Source organism: Paenarthrobacter sp. NPDC089714, assembly GCF_044748905.1.
Classification (GTDB): Bacteria; Actinomycetota; Actinomycetes; order Actinomycetales; family Micrococcaceae; genus Arthrobacter.
On record NZ_JBIVGX010000014.1, the window covers coordinates 1 to 14,818 of the forward strand.

The 14,818-nt window shown below is 63.0% G+C and carries 16 protein-coding genes; 9 read left to right on the forward strand and 7 right to left on the reverse strand.

The window, feature by feature from the left end; all coding sequences use genetic code 11:
- Nucleotides 1-109: 109 nt before the first annotated feature.
- Both ACIPY3_RS19025 and ACIPY3_RS19030 read right to left on the reverse strand, forming a co-directional pair.
- Nucleotides 110-499: a DUF1622 domain-containing protein gene (locus tag ACIPY3_RS19025; protein ID WP_400336599.1), complete on the reverse strand. Its 390-nt coding sequence runs from the start codon at nt 497-499 to the stop codon at nt 110-112.
- 14 nt (nt 500-513) lie between these two features.
- Nucleotides 514-1,413, reverse strand: a complete 900-nt coding sequence (locus ACIPY3_RS19030) for an MSMEG_6728 family protein (protein WP_400336600.1) — start codon at nt 1,411-1,413, stop codon at nt 514-516.
- Between the two features lie 82 nt (nt 1,414-1,495).
- Between ACIPY3_RS19030 and ACIPY3_RS19035 the strand changes: the two genes are divergently transcribed.
- The 3 genes from ACIPY3_RS19035 (at nt 1,496) to ACIPY3_RS19045 (ending at nt 3,869) form a co-directional block, all read left to right on the forward strand.
- Entirely contained in the window at nt 1,496-2,527 is a 1,032-nt protein-coding gene (locus ACIPY3_RS19035) for an adenosine deaminase (RefSeq protein ID WP_400336601.1), read from the forward strand.
- A 147-nt stretch (nt 2,528-2,674) separates the two neighbouring features.
- Nucleotides 2,675-3,490, forward strand: coding sequence for a glycosidase (locus ACIPY3_RS19040; RefSeq protein WP_400336602.1), 816 nt, complete (start codon nt 2,675-2,677; stop codon nt 3,488-3,490).
- Nucleotides 3,491-3,584: 94 nt separating this feature from the next.
- Nucleotides 3,585-3,869, forward strand: coding sequence for an acylphosphatase (locus tag ACIPY3_RS19045; RefSeq protein WP_400336603.1), 285 nt, complete (start codon nt 3,585-3,587; stop codon nt 3,867-3,869).
- Here ACIPY3_RS19045 and ACIPY3_RS19050 read toward each other — a convergent pair.
- Entirely contained in the window at nt 3,866-4,258 is a 393-nt protein-coding gene (locus tag ACIPY3_RS19050) for a type II toxin-antitoxin system VapC family toxin (protein WP_400336604.1), read from the reverse strand. The genes ACIPY3_RS19045 and ACIPY3_RS19050 overlap by 4 nt on opposite strands.
- Entirely contained in the window at nt 4,255-4,521 is a 267-nt protein-coding gene (locus ACIPY3_RS19055; RefSeq protein WP_400336605.1) for a type II toxin-antitoxin system Phd/YefM family antitoxin, read from the reverse strand. Before ACIPY3_RS19055 ends, ACIPY3_RS19050 begins: the two co-directional genes overlap by 4 nt.
- Nucleotides 4,522-4,592: 71 nt before the next feature.
- On the opposite strand from ACIPY3_RS19055, the gene ACIPY3_RS19060 reads away from it, so the two are divergent.
- Together ACIPY3_RS19060 and ACIPY3_RS19065 are read left to right on the forward strand one after the other, a co-directional pair.
- Complete coding sequence (locus ACIPY3_RS19060; protein ID WP_400336606.1) at nt 4,593-5,195, forward strand: TetR/AcrR family transcriptional regulator; 603 nt, start codon at nt 4,593-4,595, stop codon at nt 5,193-5,195.
- Complete coding sequence (locus tag ACIPY3_RS19065) at nt 5,192-6,247, forward strand: SDR family oxidoreductase (RefSeq protein ID WP_400336607.1); 1,056 nt, start codon at nt 5,192-5,194, stop codon at nt 6,245-6,247. The genes ACIPY3_RS19060 and ACIPY3_RS19065 overlap by 4 nt, the downstream gene beginning before the upstream one ends.
- Here ACIPY3_RS19065 and ACIPY3_RS19070 read toward each other — a convergent pair.
- A complete protein-coding gene (locus ACIPY3_RS19070; RefSeq protein ID WP_400336608.1) occupies nt 6,202-7,071 on the reverse strand; it encodes a PfkB family carbohydrate kinase in 870 nt (289 codons plus the stop codon). The two genes, ACIPY3_RS19065 and ACIPY3_RS19070, sit on opposite strands and share 46 nt — an antisense overlap.
- 26 nt (nt 7,072-7,097) lie before the next feature.
- On the reverse strand, nt 7,098-7,871 hold the full coding sequence (locus tag ACIPY3_RS19075; RefSeq protein ID WP_400336609.1) for a GntR family transcriptional regulator: 774 nt from the start codon (nt 7,869-7,871) through the stop codon (nt 7,098-7,100).
- Nucleotides 7,872-8,006: 135 nt separating this feature from the next.
- Between ACIPY3_RS19075 and ACIPY3_RS19080 the strand changes: the two genes are divergently transcribed.
- On the forward strand, nt 8,007-9,437 hold the full coding sequence (locus ACIPY3_RS19080) for an MFS transporter (protein WP_400336610.1): 1,431 nt from the start codon (nt 8,007-8,009) through the stop codon (nt 9,435-9,437).
- 70 nt (nt 9,438-9,507) lie between these two features.
- Nucleotides 9,508-10,500: a nucleoside hydrolase gene (locus ACIPY3_RS19085; RefSeq protein ID WP_400336611.1), complete on the forward strand. Its 993-nt coding sequence runs from the start codon at nt 9,508-9,510 to the stop codon at nt 10,498-10,500.
- An 81-nt stretch (nt 10,501-10,581) separates the two neighbouring features.
- On the opposite strand, the gene ACIPY3_RS19090 is transcribed toward ACIPY3_RS19085, so the two are convergent.
- Nucleotides 10,582-11,334: an ArsR/SmtB family transcription factor gene (locus tag ACIPY3_RS19090; RefSeq protein WP_400336612.1), complete on the reverse strand. Its 753-nt coding sequence runs from the start codon at nt 11,332-11,334 to the stop codon at nt 10,582-10,584.
- 419 nt (nt 11,335-11,753) lie between these two features.
- Here ACIPY3_RS19090 and ACIPY3_RS19095 point away from each other — a divergent pair, with 419 nt between their 5' ends.
- Both ACIPY3_RS19095 and ACIPY3_RS19100 read left to right on the forward strand, forming a co-directional pair.
- Nucleotides 11,754-13,943 carry a beta-galactosidase gene (locus tag ACIPY3_RS19095; RefSeq protein ID WP_400336613.1) on the forward strand — a complete coding sequence of 730 codons (2,190 nt, stop codon included), beginning with the start codon at nt 11,754-11,756 and terminating at the stop codon, nt 13,941-13,943.
- The gene (locus tag ACIPY3_RS19100) at nt 13,928-14,791 is read left to right on the forward strand and encodes an ABC transporter permease (protein WP_400336614.1); all 864 of its coding nucleotides are present in this window, start codon (nt 13,928-13,930) and stop codon (nt 14,789-14,791) included. The genes ACIPY3_RS19095 and ACIPY3_RS19100 overlap by 16 nt, the downstream gene beginning before the upstream one ends.
- Nucleotides 14,792-14,818 lie beyond the last annotated feature (27 nt).

A 14,818-nucleotide genomic window follows, 5' to 3' on the forward strand; every position in this document is an offset into this window, starting at 1 on the left:
ACGAACTCAACGACAGACCCCGCCAACGATTCGACTTCTGCACCCCAAATGAGATGATCAGAACCTTCCTGTTGCGATAACCGCTAGAAACCGCCGGCTCAAAACGGCATTAACTGCGACCCAGTTGGGTGCCGGCGTCGTTGTTCTTTTCCTTTTGCCACGGCCAGCGGCCGGTGATTTCCAGTTCCAGGGAGAAACTCAGGAACGTCCGGATCAGCACGATGATCGCGAGGACGCCCACGCTTTCAAACGTGGGCGTCACTGCGACCGTACGGATGATGTCAGCGGCCACCAGGAGTTCGAGTCCCAAAAGGATGGACCGACCCAGCAATTGCCGGTAGGCGCGGTAGGGGGAGAACGGAGCCAGCCCGTCGGCGCGCTTGGGTTGGAACCCACGGAGGGCCAGCGGAAGGGAAACCACGGCGCCAACCACCATCACCGCCACACCGGCAAAATCCATGTAGCGGCCTACTACCTCGATGATGTGCTGGAAATCCATGGCCCTCCTGGCGGTTACGGTGCGGGAACGGGGAAGAACACCCGGGGATCCTGCAGCAGGGCCGGGTAGTCGAAAGCTGCGCGGTCAATCACGTCGGTGAGTTCGAAGTTGCGGGCAAAGCGTCCGTCAACGGTGATGGGCCGGCCCACTACCTTGCCCAGCGCGAAGATCCGGCCGCCGTCGAACGGAACCGCGATCTCTGTTTTGCCGGGAAGGACGTTGAACGCTTCCTCGGCGGCGGCGCGCTTGCGGGTGGGCTTCTTCTCGAGCTTGACCGGCCGCTTCTTGGGTGCGCCGAGGTTCCTGCGGGACTTTTCCTCCTGGTACACGAACTGGTACTCGTCAGGATCGGCTGCTGGCCGGGCCTTTCCGTGCGGTGGCAGGCTGACGGTGCGCAGGTCTTTAGGACGGAGGTCCTCGACGGCGGACCGGAGGATCCACAGGCGGTCGTCTTCCGGATCTTCGGGGTGGAATTCGTGGCGCGGTTCGGGCCAGATGTAGTCCAGCCGTTCTTCGGTGCCGGGGAACAGGTGCTTGTAATGCTTGGGGTCCTTGCCGATGAGCTTGGAACGGTGCGTCTCATGCAGGTCCTCGTCGCCCAACCACCACGGCATGACGATTTTGCCGGCATAGTCCGGGTGGGCCGCCTGTGGTGCAAATTCGGTGATGTTGTCCCGCGTGTTGTCAGGATGTCCGCGCTTGATCCATTCGTCGGCCATGGCCAGGCCGTACAGGGTCAGGGCGGGTACATGGCCCATCCACATGCGAACGGCGGGGTGGCTCTGCCATCCGTACTCGGGGATGACGAGGGCGCGGAGCACCTGGAGGGCTTCGACGCGCTGCTTGCCGAGCCTTGAGGTGTCCAGCGCGGCCGCGCTCTCACGGAAATCGGCGAAGGGGAGGAAAGTCTGCATCCCTTCAGTTTGGCGGTGCCGGGGCGCAGAACCAAGTTGAGTGCTCCGGGACACGCGCCGGACTTCGGCCTAGAGTTGTCGGGTGGAAACTTTTGGTGAGAAAACGACGACGACGGCACCCCCGGTTGCCGAACTGCACCTGCACATCGAAGGGACCCTGCAGCCCGAGCTGATCTTCTCCCTCGCTGAGCGTAACGGCATCGAGTTGCCCTATGAGGACATCGAAGAACTGCGCGAGAAGTACGAGTTCTCAGACCTCCAGTCTTTCCTGGACCTTTACTACGCCAACATGGCCGTGCTGCAGACCGAGCAGGACTTCACGGACATGACCCGCGACTACCTGAAGCGTGCCGCCGCCGGGGGAGTCCGCCACGCCGAGATCATGATGGACCCGCAAGCACACGTTTCGCGCGGGGTTTCCTTGGAGACGTGCGTGAACGGAGTGGCCAACGCACTGGCAACGTCGGAGGAGGACTTCGGCGTTTCAACTCTTCTTATCGCAGCATTCCTGCGCGACATGTCCGAGGATTCGGCCCTGGAGGTGTTCGACCAGCTCCTCGCCATGCACGCACCGATTGTTGGCATCGGCCTGGACTCCGCAGAGGTGGGCAATCCGCCGTCGAAGTTTGAACGCTTGTACCAGCGCGCGCTGGAGGCCGGGCTGCGGCGGATCGCGCACGCGGGCGAGGAAGGCCCCGCGGAGTACATCACCGAGGCACTGGATGTGTTGCACGCTGAGCGCATTGATCACGGCATCCGCTGCATGGAGGACACCAACGTGGTCCAGCGCCTGGTTGCTGAGCAGGTGCCGTTGACGGTGTGCCCGCTTTCCAACGTCCGGCTCCGCGCAGTGGACAAGCTCGAGGACCACCCGCTCCCGGAGATGCTGGCCATCGGACTCAACGTGTGCGTGAACTCCGACGATCCCGCGTACTTCGGCGGATACGTGGATGACAACTACCAGCAACTGGTGAAAGTCCACGGCTTCTCCGTGCCTGAGCAGGCCACTCTTGCCGCGAACTCCATCCGGTCTTCCTTCGCCAGCGACGAGCGGAAAAAGGTGTTGCTGGACGAAGTGACGGAGTGGGTCAAGGAGTCCGTTCCGCAGCAGTAGCAGGGCCTGAGCCGAGACCCTTCGCTCACTTGCGGCGTCACGAATGTCACACTCGGTCACGACACACGGTGTTTACCTTTTGCAGTCGCCGGAATTAACAAATCATTGGCAAACTGCTGGGTGAGTATCCACTTTTGAAGGAGAAGCATGGGCGCGAGCACCGCCGAGAACACCAACCTTCGTCTGAAGGCCGTACTGGACATCCTCGCCGAAAGCGTATGGTCCGGAGATACGCTGAACGCCGGTGAAGTGTTGGCCGAAGCAACCGTCCGCGTTCCCTTCGACGCCCACGAGGCAGAGCTGTTGAGCGGTGGCATTCCGCGCGGCCACAAGAACCTGACCTCGGCCTCAGCCAAGCTGGTCAAGGCCGGTTGGCTGGTCAAGGGCCGCTCGGGCTGGACCATTCCGGAAGACGGCTTGCGTGCAACGGTCGCGTTCCCGGATGTTTCGGCTTTCGCCGAAGCGCTCGACGCCGGCACTCCCATTCCGGACGACGTCGCTGTTCCGACGGCCCCGCCGGCCAAGCCCAAGGCCAAGAAGGCCACCGCGCCCAAGAAGACTGCTGCTCCAAAGAAAGCCGCTGCACCGAAGGCCGAGGCCGCCAAGAAGACCACGCGCAAGGCGCCGGCCAAAGCAGCCGCAGCCCCCGCCGTCGAGACTCTGCCGCAGCCGGAGGCCGTTGCCATTGCGGGCGACTTCAACAAGCTCCTGGGTGCGGCCGAGGATTGGGCTCCGCAGTATGACGAGGCACAGATGGAGTTCAACCCGCTGGTCCAGCTGTGGTCCCTGACCGCTGAGCTGCCTGCCGGTTTCTACACCTACAAGATCGCGTTGAACCGCTCGTGGGAGGAGAACTATGGCGCGTTCGGCGCCCGCGATGGTGCCAACCACGAGTTGAACCACGACGGCGGCCCGGTCACCATCACGTACAACCACGCCACCCGGGACATCGTGGTCAGCTAGCTACTTCCAACACAGAATCCCGCCCGTGTTCGCTGAACCCAACCTTTGAAGGTCGGGAGCAGCGAACAGGGGCGGGATTCGTTAAGGTGGGTCCATGGCGACAGACGGGGTGAGACTCACTGCCCGGATTTCCGGCGTGGTGCAGGGCGTTGGTTTCCGCTACTGGACGGCCCGAAAAGCGGACGAACTCCTGCTGAAAGGCACAGTCCGGAACCGCTCCGACGGCTCCGTTGAGATTGTGGCCGAGGGACCGGCTGCCGATGTTGACCGCATGCTGGCCTGGTTGGATTCATCCGATGCCCCGGGCCGTGTGGAGAGCGTCGAATCCGACGTTTCCGGAGCGACGGGAGACTTTAGGGACTTTCGGATCGTCGGCTAAGCGCCGGGGGAAGTCGTATCAAGGCCGGACTCTTTGGCCGCCAGTAGGAGCTCTAAATCGTAGGCCACCACGTTGTCCACCTGGAGCCGGATAGCTGTTGCCAAGTGGATTGCGTCTGCGCTCCGGAGTTGTCTGGGCAACGCTGACGCGAACATCAAATCTGATCGGGTTACATCTACCAGGTTGATCGCCGATAGAACGTCGTTGACGACATCGAAGGGCAGGTTCCGCCGGCGGGCCGCGCAATGGAGTTCCGTATAAAGGAGCATCGAAGCGACCAGGTGTCCTCCGGAAGCACGAATGTCGGCCAGGTGCCCGGCGAGGAACTGCGATTCACTTTCGTCCGCCACCAACTTCAACACCGCTGAAGTATCCGTATAAACAATCACCGATCACCGCGCAGGTCTGCGAGTATCTCTGCCGTGCCAAGCTCGACCTTTACGCGCGGTATGAGTCGGAAATCCACCGGCGAGCTTATGGCTGGCCGAACGCCGCCCGCTCGCAGGAGCTTTTCGAAGGGCGAAGAGGACGGTGGAATGAGTGTTGCTGCGACCTCACCGTTGTTGGTGACATCAATGACTTCGCCATTCTTTACACGCTCAAGGATCTTGCTGCTCTGATTGCGTAGTTCGCGGTGCGGGATTGTTGTCATTTTTACCTCCGTAGCAATCGTAGCAAATACCCAAAGCTAAATAATAGACCGGATGGTCTATTATTTGAACTATGGCAACTTCGCATCCCAAAGGGCTCGCAACGCGACATCGGTTGGCCGAGTCCATGCTTTCCCTGATCCAACGCCAGGGTTACCACGGCACTGGCCTCAACAGCGTCCTCGAAGAATCGGAGGTACCCAAGGGGTCTTTGTATTTTCATTTCCCGGAGGGCAAGGCGGAACTCGGTGTGGCGGCGGTCCAGCTGGCCGCAAGTCAATTCAACGACCTCCTCTCGCAGGCAGTGGCAACAGGGAAATCGGAAGCTGCGGTGGACGGGCTTGTCTCGGCGTTGCAGGACATCCTTGTCTCCAGTGACTACCAGGCCGGGTGCCCCGTTTCGGTGGTAGCCCTGGACGCCGGTGCTGAGAACTTCGAACTCAGGGACGCTTGCCGGGAAGCCTACAAAGGCTGGGTGACGGGCGTCGCCGGAGTCCTCGAAAGCCTCGACCTCGAGGAAAGCCAAGCCGGAGCACTGGCGACGTCAGTCGTTTCCATGATCGAGGGAGCCCTCATTCTCTGCCGCACCTATCAGTCCACCCAGCCCTTGGATGCGGCCGCGGCCACCATCAAGCTGTTGCTGAGCACGTCGCATGGCGCCAAAGAGACCCGATGACAGTCCAACGCCACGCCCTGGTCTTCGGAGGAACTGGCCACATCGGAAGGTGGCTTGTCCTTGAACTGCTGGACCAGGGCGTTCGTGTCCAGGTGGCCGTGCGTAGCCTGTCCTCGTTCGACAGCCTCTTGCTTTGGTTGCAGGAGCATGGGGCTGGCCACCATCCAAACTGCGTGGTCGCAGACTTCAGCGCCGAGAGCCTGGGCCTTGATCCGGCGTCGAGCGCTTTTCGCGGCGTGACTGAAGTCCACAACGTCGCCGGCGCCTATGCGTTCGGGATGACTCCCGACGACGCCTACCAAGCGAACGTGGTGAGCGCCAGGAATGTCACTGCGTTTGCCGGGATGCTTCCCTCCTTGGAGCGCTTGGTTCATTTGTCGGGATACCGGGTCGGCGGCCAGGACCCGGCGGACGTTCCTTGGAGTGCAGAGCGCCGTGCAGCTGAGTACAGGCGCCTCGGAGCTTACGAAGGTTCCAAAGTGGAATCCGACGCCGTGGTCCAAGCCGCCGCGATCGCCGCCGGAGTTCCTTTGACCGTGGCCAATCCGGCATCGGTCATTGGCCACTCGAAGTCGGGTGAATGCGGGCAGGTTCTCGGGCTGGGCACTTCCGTCCTCGACCTCTACCGCGGTCGGCTGCCTGCGCTTCCCGGGGGCAAGCGCACCTTCGTTCCGGTGGTTACCGCGGACTACCTGGCCTCCTTCATGGCCCTTCTACCCACAGTCCCGGCCGCGGAAGGCAAGTCATACTGGGTCCTCGACGACGCCACACCTCCCCTGCCGGAGCTGCTCACCATGCTGGGCGAGCACTTCGGCGTCAGGGTTCCGCGGTTAAGGATTCCTGTTGCGCTGCTGAAGAAGCTCCCCGCGAAGATCACCCGGGCCGATCCCGAGACGTTGTCTTTCCTTTCAGAGGAGCGGTATCCGACGGCGGAAGCGGTCGCCTTGGCAGAGGGCCACGGCCTGCATCACCCGCCCGTGGACGTCGCCTTGAAGCGCTGGGCAGATTACTTGGTGGGACGGCCAGCCACTGCCCGGGTTGCTTCGATGTAGTGCTCCAGCCGCTGCAAGGCCGGCTGTGAGGAGGGATCCCGAACGGCGTCGGCACCCACAGCGTTGGCCGCGGCAAGGGCGTGCCGGTAGTCCAGCCCGGACTGCAGTGACAACACCAGGGCGGCGCAGAACGCATCGCCGGCACCGATGGTGTTGGCAATATCTGTCACCGAAATGGCCGGGGCCTCCGCCACTTTCTCGCCGTGCACCAGGATCGCCGAGCCTTCGCCGCCGTAGGTCACGGCCACCAGGGGTGCGGAACGCAGCTCAGGGATCAGGGCGTACTCGGTTTCGTTCACGATCACCAGGTCGCAGCGCTCCAGGAGTTCCGGCAGCAAAGGCGCGGCAGGCGCGGCGTTCAGGGCAAAGAAGCCCTTGGCGGCCTGGGCGGCAGCCAGGACCACTTCCTGGTCCACCTCGAGCTGGCACAGCACGGGACCTTCACCGAAGGTAACGCCATCCACGGACACGTGCGCGTTGGCCCCCGGGCACACGACGATCTGGTTCTCGCCGTCGCTGTCCACCAGGACGAGTGCGGTGCCTGTCGGTTCCTCCACGTGCGCAATACCGCCGACGTCGACGCCGGCGTCTGCCATCGCGTTCAGAAGCGTGCGTCCGGCTTCGTCCTGGCCCACGGCCCCGACCATGCGGGAGGTTCCTGCGAGCCGGGCTGCGGCGACGGCCTGGTTGGCGCCTTTGCCGCCGGGTTGCTGGCGGAGAACGCCGTCGCCCACGGTTTCACCGGGGGAGGGGAGCCGGTGGGTGGTGGCGGTGATGTCGAGGTTGATGCTGCCCACAACAGTGAGTGCAGGGGAAGTGCTCATGGAGGGCCCTATCTTGGAACGGAACGTCAGGAGGATTGGATGACTGAGAGGTGCCCGGCGCGGGCGGCTACCAGGCATTTGGCCAGGTAGACCGGGGCGCCGTTGCGGCGGACGTACTGGGTCAGCACGAGCACCGGATCGGACGGACGGAGGTTCAGGAGCTTGGCGCGGCTGGGGCCCGCGGTGCTCAGGCTGATCTGGCATTCGCCGGGTCCCAGGGTGCTGCCGGAAAGGCTCGCGAGGATTTCCAGCAGAGTCTGCGCCGGCAGCCCTGGAGCTTCCGCGGCATCCAGCAAGGCTGCGGCTTCCGGAAGGTCCTGCGCCACGTTTTCCTGCAGGTGGGCCACGGGTTCACCATCGCGGATGAGGACACTTTCCCAGAACCAGACGTCTTCCTCGGGTTGGACGCCCAGACCCGGGGCCACGAATTCGGAGGCCGGCTGCTTGATCGCGGCCACGCGTTTGACCTGGATGTCGGAGTCCGGCCCGCCCAGCAGTTGGTCGAACGGACGGATGTGTTCGATCCCGATCCGGGGCAAGGTGTCTGCCACGAACCGGCCCACACCGCGTCGTGAACGTGTCAGGCCGTCTTCTTCCAGGAGCATGAGGGCCTCCCGGATCACGGTGCGGCTCACGTCCATCATGGTGCCCAGTTCTGTCTCCGTGGGCAGGAGTGAGCCCGGCGGCAGGAGCTTGGTCCTGATGGCCTCTGCGATGCGGGAGTAGGCCGCCACTCGCAGGGGCTGCCCTTGTTGGGCAGCGATGGGCCGGGACAGGAACTGGACAGCGTTGTCGGTCAAGGGAACCTCGCTTGGAATCGGTTAGGGACACTGTACCGGAGAAATGTGAGAGGTTGCACAAGCGAGTAATACATGCTTGTATAACAACTCACATCTCGCGGCGCTCGCCGGCGCCCTCGGACAAAGGAGTTTGATGTGAACATCCCCAACACCGCGGTGGAACCGCAGGAAACGGCACCCGCCGCCGTCGAAGAGGAAACCCGCTTCCAGGGCCGTGCCGCCGCCTTCCTGATCACCACGCTTGTCCTGGCCGTCCTCGCGTTCCAGCTCAACGCCAGCATGATCACCCCGGCGCTGCCGCACATCGGCTCGTTCTTTGGTGAGTCTCCTGAAGCCGTTGCCCAGGTACAGTCCATGTTCTTCCTGGCCGGCGCCATCTCAGGTCCCGTGATCGGACGCTGGAGCGACTTCATCGGCCGACGCACCGCGCTCCTGTTGGTCCTCGCCATCATGGGCGTGGGAACGGTGCTGTGCATCTTTGCTCCGAACCTTCCGTTGCTGGTGGCAGGCCGGTTCATGCAGGGCACCTCAAGTGCGATCTTCGCCTTGTCCTACATCGTCCTGAACGAATACCTGCCCGCACGGCTCTTCGGCACCTCCATCGGCATCATTGCCGCCATCAACGGCGGCGTGGGTGGCGTGGACGGCTACTTCGGCGGCCTGATGGCGGAGACCATGGGATTCCAGTCGATCTTCGTCGCCGTGCTGGTACTGGCCGCGATCGCCGTCGTGTGCGTCATCAAAGTGGTCCCCAAGGGGCGTTCAGCCGCCGCAAGCGGCCGCATGGACTGGTGGGGTGCGGGCTCGCTCTCGGTGTTCCTGGTGTTCATCACCTACTTCGTTTCCACCGGTTCCTCGGCCGGATGGACTTCGCCGGCAGCCCTGGGTCTCCTTGCCGGCAGCATCGCATCCTTCACCGCGTTCTGGCTCATCGAGAAGAAGCGCGAAACCCCCTTGGTGGCCGTCCATCACCTGCGCTCCCGCCAAGTGTGGCCCGTTATCGCCACCACGGTCCTGACGCTCGCCGGGATTTTCGCCATCATCAACTTCACCGTGGTGCTCCTGAGCCAGGACAAAACCAACGGCTTCGGGCTGTCAGCATCCGTCGCGGCCTTGCTCTTCCTGACTCCCGCGGCGTTGATCGGGGTCTTCGCAGCTCCGCTCGCCGGTTGGATCGCCGACCGCCGCGGCTGGATCAAGACCGTCCGCGTCGGCTCCGCAGCCAGCCTGGCCTGCGCGATCGTGGCTGCCCTGTTTGCCAACAACCAGATCGCCGTCCTGATCGCCATCGCAGCGCTCGGCATCTTCTACAACGGCTTCTTCCTCACTGCCATCAACGGCCTCTCCGTCCTCCTCTCGCCCAAGGAAGCGCCGGCCGCGCTGCCGGGCATCAACGGAGCGAGCTTCGGCATCGGGGCGAGTCTCGGAGTCGTGGTTGTTGCCCCGTTCGCGGGCCTGGGCACCGCCGCCGGGTACTCCACAGCGCTCTGGATTTCCGTGGGGATCACGGTCCTCGCGTTTGTGGTGAGCCTGTTCATCGCCGCCCCCAAGGGCGAAAAGATCTAAAGCACGACGGCGGCCCCCACCACTCGGGGGCACGGCCCCCCTTCATCAAGCCAATCCGAAATGAGAAACCATGAAACAGCCCGCACCCTTCTTCCTTGACTGCGATACCGGCATCGACGACGCCTTGGCCCTCGCCTACCTCTTGGCCACTCCGCGGGCGGAGCTCGTGGGCATCGGCACCGTGAGCGGCAACATCAGTGCGGCCGGCGGCGCCCGGAACACACTGGACTTGCTGAAGCTCGCCGGGCAGCCGGACATTCCTGTCGCTGTGGGCGCCCACGATCCGCAGGTGGGCACCTTCCACGGTGGCGCTCCGCACGTCCATGGCGACAACGGGATCGGGGGAGTGGACCTCTCGCCGTCTGACCGGTCACCCGTTCAGTCGACTGCCGCCGAGCTCCTGGTGGAGCTGGCACGCCAATACGCGGGTGAGCTGCGAGTCGTGGCGATCGGGCCGCTGACCAACATCGCCGAGGCCCTCCGACTGGAACCGAAGCTGCCGGAGTTGGTTGCAGAAATCACCATCATGGGCGGCGCAGCCTTGGCCCCGGGGAACATCACGCCCGTTGCCGAAGCGAACATCGCCAACGATCCCGAGGCCGCGGCCGAAGTCCTTGCCGCCGATTGGGACGTGACCTTGGTGCCACTGGATGTCACCATGACCAACGTGCTGGAGGAGTCCCACCGGCAGGAACTCCTGGCCTCGGACCACCCCGTCTCGCAGGCCCTCGGCGAGATGCTGGGCTACTACTTTGGCTTCTACGTTGACATCTTCGGCCGGGCCTGCTCTGCCATGCACGATCCCCTCGCCGCGGCCATTGCCGTCAGGGGAGTAGAGCTTGCAACCGCACCCAAGGTCCGCGTCCAGGTGGACACCACCAGCGGTCCGAGCCGCGGCCAGACGGTGTGCGACCTTCGCGGACAGTACGTCGGTTTCCCGGACCAGCGCGGAGCACGGTGCCGTGTGGTCCTGTCCATCGGCGAGGAATTCGCGCCGCACCTGCTGGGCACCCTGCAGGCGGCGTGGCTCACCGAGCGCGAGCCCGTAACACCCGTCGCCTAACCCAACTGGGTCGCATTAGTGCGCGTTATGACGGCTCATAACGCGCACTAATGCGACCCACTTGGGTGCGACTTACTTGGGTTAGGCGTACATGAGGGAGCCCGGCGTGGTCAGCGTTTCGCCCGTTTCGAGCCAGGTCTTCAGGCCCGAGAGGATCATGGGCCAGCCGCCGTACAGCTGGTCGTTGGCGCCTTCGCGGAGCTGGTCGTGGGTCACGGTGAGGTGGCAGGAGTCGCCCACCGGTTCGATCTCCCACGTGATCCGGGACGTACCCTCGGCTTTGACGTCCTCGCCCCACAGCGCGGTCATGGTCTGGACGAGCCGGCGCGGTGGGTCAACCTCAATGTTCTCGCCCTCGCCCAGCGGAGCATCTGCCTTGACGTTCCGCATCTCGAAGCGGCCACCCGGTGTCCAGTCCGACGTGAACGTGTTTCCGAACTGGTACTTGCTCCGGATCTCGCTGTTGGTAATGGCTTCCCACAGCCGTTCCGGAGTGGTCTTGATGTAAATCTCGAAGATCTTTTCCATGGGACTTTCCAATCTGGATTTGAGGTCGCTGAGGGCAGCGGCCCATGGTTCTGCGTATTTGCTCACCCAGCGGTCATGGATGAGCCTGATGGGGACCGGGTTCAGGAAGTGCAGCTTTTCACGCCCCCGACGGCGGGTGACCACCAGTCCTGCATCCTCCAACAGCTTGAGGTGCTTGGCGATGCCGAAACGTGTCATCTCGAACCGGGCTCCGAGGGCTGACAGGGTTTGCCCGTCCTCGCGGAACAACTCGTCGAGCAATTCCCGGCGGGTTGGGTCTGCGAGTGCCTTGAACACGGGGTCCATGGGAAAAGAATAGGTGACCATTTGGTCACGTGTCAACGGTTTCTGTGGCGCTGTCCGGCCCTGCCGCTGCCCGCACGCGAGTTCGCCGGAAAGCGGCGGAAACCCCCGATCACGAACAGCGAAAGCAACGTCTTCCCGCGTACCCGGCGAGACCTACCCCGCCTTGGTCTTTCCGATAGTTTCTGGATTCCAGCAGAAACTGGATTGTCCTTATGTGGGCCTCACGGCAAGCTCCGGATCTGCTTATCTGCCCCAGCGCACGAGAGCAGCACCCGATACTGGCCTCCATTGCAGCTTAAAAGTTACCCGCGACTTCGGAAACTCATCTGTTGTTATTGCGTAAACTTTACGATAGTTTCTCTCTGTGATGCGCGTCGCACTGAAGCTTCGGGGCGACGAAGGCCGAGTGAAGGACGAAGATGACCATCCACCCTGAGGACTTACTGAGCGCTGAAGAGCGTTTGAAACGCCTGCATGAACGCCTGGGCGGCATTGCTTACGGCGGCGATTACAACCCTGAACAATGGCCCCGCGAGGTGTGGCTCGAAGATGCCAGGCTCATGCAGCAAGCAGGCGTGAACCTGGTGACGCTGGCAGTATTTTCGTGGAGCCGGTTGGAGATCACGGACGGTGTCTTCGACTTCGGGTGGCTGGATGACGTCATGGATCTCATGCATGCCCACGGGATCGGCGTGGACCTCGCTACCCCGGATGCCGTACCGCCGGCGTGGCTCGTGGAGCAGCATCCGGACATCATGCCTGAGCGCGCGGATGGCAGCATTTTCGGTTTTGGCTCCCGCCAGCATTTTGATGTTTCCCATCCCGTCTACAGGGCAAAGTCCCTGGCCCTCACGGAGAAGATGGGGGAGCGGTACGCCCAGCACCCGGCGCTGCGGATGTGGCATGTGGGCAACGAATACGGACCCACGTCCTACGGCCCCTGGGCAGAGAAGGCGTTCCGGACATGGCTGCAACGGAAGTACGCCTCCCTGGACGAACTCAACCAGGCCTGGAGCACCACGGTGTGGGGACAGCACTACACCGACTGGAACCAGGTCCGTGTACCGGCGCAGCCACGCACGTGGTCCAACCCCTCCCGGCGCCTGGACTTCCACCGGTTCACCTCGGACAGCATGCTGGAACACTTCAAGGCGGAGCGGGACATCCTCCGACGGCACAGCCCGGACCTGCCGATCGTCACCAACTTCATGCGCTTCTACAAAACCAACGACTACTGGGCCTGGGCGGCGGAAGAAGACGCTGCGGCGCTGGATATCTACCCGGATCCACGGGAAGCGGACGCGCATGTTTCGGCAGCGCTGAACTTCGACCTGATGCGCTCGCTCCGCCAAGGCCAGCCATGGATGGTGATGGAGCAGGCCACCGGGGCGGTCAGCCAGTGGTCCGTCAACGTGTCCAAGCTTCCGGGGAAGATGCGCCTCGGGTCCTACCAGGCCATTGCCCAGGGTGCGGATTCCATCCTGTTCTTCCAATGGCGCCAGGCCAAGGGCGGAACCGAACGCTACCACTCGGCCATGGTCAACCATGCCGGTCCCAACACACGGATCTTCCGGGAAGTATGCGAGCTTGGTCAAGAGTTGAAGTCCCTTGGTGGACTCACCGGCACGCGGTCCACAGCCAAGGTGGCCATCGTGTTCGACTGGGATTGCTGGTGGGCACTTGAGCTGGGCAACTCACCGCGTTCTGACCTCAACTATGCGCAGGAAGTTCTGCGTTTCTATCGGCCGCTTTTCGAGGCCAACGTGACCGTGGACTTCGTCAACGCCAACAGCGACCTTTCCCCGTACAGCCTGGTGATCATGCCGGCGTCGTACCTCCTCACCGACGAGTCCGCGGCGAGGTTCGGGAAGTACGTGTCTGACGGCGGCCGCCTGGTGGTGTCCTACCTCTCGGGGGTCGTGGATGAGGACAACACCATCCGCCTGGGCGGCTACCCGGGTGCGCTGCGGAACGTCCTGGGAGCGTGGAGTGAGGAGATGCACCCGCTCGCGGGTGAGGACGAACAGGTCAAGCTTTCAACACCCGACGGCGGTACGTCGGCGGCGAGCTACTGGACAGAACATCTCCATGCCGGGACGGCAGAGGTCCTGGCCAGCTACGCGTCCGGCCGCCTCGCCGGCGTACCGGCAGTGACGCGGAACGCCTTTGGCCAAGGCACTGCTCTCTATCTCTCCGCGCGCCTCGATGACGACCTGCACCGGCTATTGCTCAGCGAAGAACTCCATGCTGCGGGGGTCGTCCCCGAACTGGACGTGCCCGCAGGAGTCCAGGTCCGCCGTCGTGCCGGCACCAAGGCTGACGGCACTGCCCGCAGCTTCCTGCTGGTGCTCAACCACAACGACGCTCCCGTCCAGGTAGACGTCCACGACGGCGGCACGGACCTTCTCAGCGACCGCCCGGTTCAGGGCACGGTTGAGGTAGAGGCAAATGGCGTTCTGATCCTGGAGGAAAAGGTGGCGTCGTGGCACTGGGACTGGACACGCCTCCGGCGTCAGTCGTCGGGGAGAAGCCGGACAAGAAGCGCCGCCACAAGCCTGGAAGCTGGAAGTTGGCGTTCAAACGGGATTGGCGCTTGTACACACTGTTAGCGCTACCACTGGCCTACTTCCTGGTGTTCCGTTACTTGCCCATGGCCGGCAACGTGATTGCTTTCCGCCAGTTCCAACCCGGCGGCAACATTTTCGGCGAGAAATGGGTGGGCTTCAAATACATCACCCTCTTCATCAACGATCCCAGTTTCTGGCAGGCCTTCCAGAACACGATTGTCCTGGGTGTCCTGACACTGGTGTTCTGCTTTCCGATGCCCATCATCTTCGCGCTGATGCTGAACGAACTGAGATCGCAGAAGTTCAAGAAGTTCGTCCAGACGGTGGCCTACCTGCCGCATTTCATGTCCGTGGTGATCATCGCCGGCATGATCCTGCAGAACTTTTCCATGACCGGAACCGTCAACCAGATCTCCGAGGCGCTGTTCGGCAACACCGTGAACTTCACGCAGGATCCCAGCTGGTTCCGGCCCATGTACATCAGCTCGGAAGTGTGGCAAACCATGGGGTGGGGCGCCATTCTCTACCTGGCCGCGCTGACGCGGGTTGATGAATCCCTCTACGAGGCAGCGAGGATCGATGGCGCCAACCGCTGGCAGCAGACGTGGCATGTGACGCTGCCTGCCATCAGGCCCACCATCATCACCCTGCTCATCCTGAACATCGGCACGTTCATGGCCGTCGGGTTCGAGAAGATCCTGCTGATCTATAACCCGCTCAACTATGCAGCTTCGGACGTCATCTCCACCTACCTGTACCGGGTGGGCCTGGAATCCAGCAATTTCAGCTACGCGGCCGCGATCGGGATGTTCGAATCCGTCATCGGCCTCACGTTGATCCTCTCAGCGAACGCCATTTCCAAGCGCGTCGCAGGAACGAGCCTCTGGTGAACAAGACTTCAACAGCCGACCGCGGCG

Excerpts from the sequence above, each read along its gene's own strand:
- ACIPY3_RS19025 (WP_400336599.1), bottom strand. The coding sequence starts at position 499 with ATGGATTTCCAGCACATCATCGAGGTAGTAGGCCGCTACATGGATTTT.
- ACIPY3_RS19030 (WP_400336600.1), bottom strand. The coding sequence starts at position 1,413 with ATGCAGACTTTCCTCCCCTTCGCCGATTTCCGTGAGAGCGCGGCCGCG.
- ACIPY3_RS19040 (WP_400336602.1), top strand. The coding sequence starts at position 2,675 with ATGGGCGCGAGCACCGCCGAGAACACCAACCTTCGTCTGAAGGCCGTA.
- ACIPY3_RS19045 (WP_400336603.1), top strand. The coding sequence starts at position 3,585 with ATGGCGACAGACGGGGTGAGACTCACTGCCCGGATTTCCGGCGTGGTG.
- ACIPY3_RS19055 (WP_400336605.1), bottom strand. The coding sequence starts at position 4,521 with ATGACAACAATCCCGCACCGCGAACTACGCAATCAGAGCAGCAAGATC.
- ACIPY3_RS19060 (WP_400336606.1), top strand. The coding sequence starts at position 4,593 with ATGGCAACTTCGCATCCCAAAGGGCTCGCAACGCGACATCGGTTGGCC.
- ACIPY3_RS19065 (WP_400336607.1), top strand. The coding sequence starts at position 5,192 with ATGACAGTCCAACGCCACGCCCTGGTCTTCGGAGGAACTGGCCACATC.
- ACIPY3_RS19070 (WP_400336608.1), bottom strand. The coding sequence starts at position 7,071 with ATGAGCACTTCCCCTGCACTCACTGTTGTGGGCAGCATCAACCTCGAC.
- ACIPY3_RS19085 (WP_400336611.1), top strand. The coding sequence starts at position 9,508 with ATGAAACAGCCCGCACCCTTCTTCCTTGACTGCGATACCGGCATCGAC.
- ACIPY3_RS19090 (WP_400336612.1), bottom strand. The coding sequence starts at position 11,334 with ATGGACCCCGTGTTCAAGGCACTCGCAGACCCAACCCGCCGGGAATTG.
- ACIPY3_RS19095 (WP_400336613.1), top strand. The coding sequence starts at position 11,754 with ATGACCATCCACCCTGAGGACTTACTGAGCGCTGAAGAGCGTTTGAAA.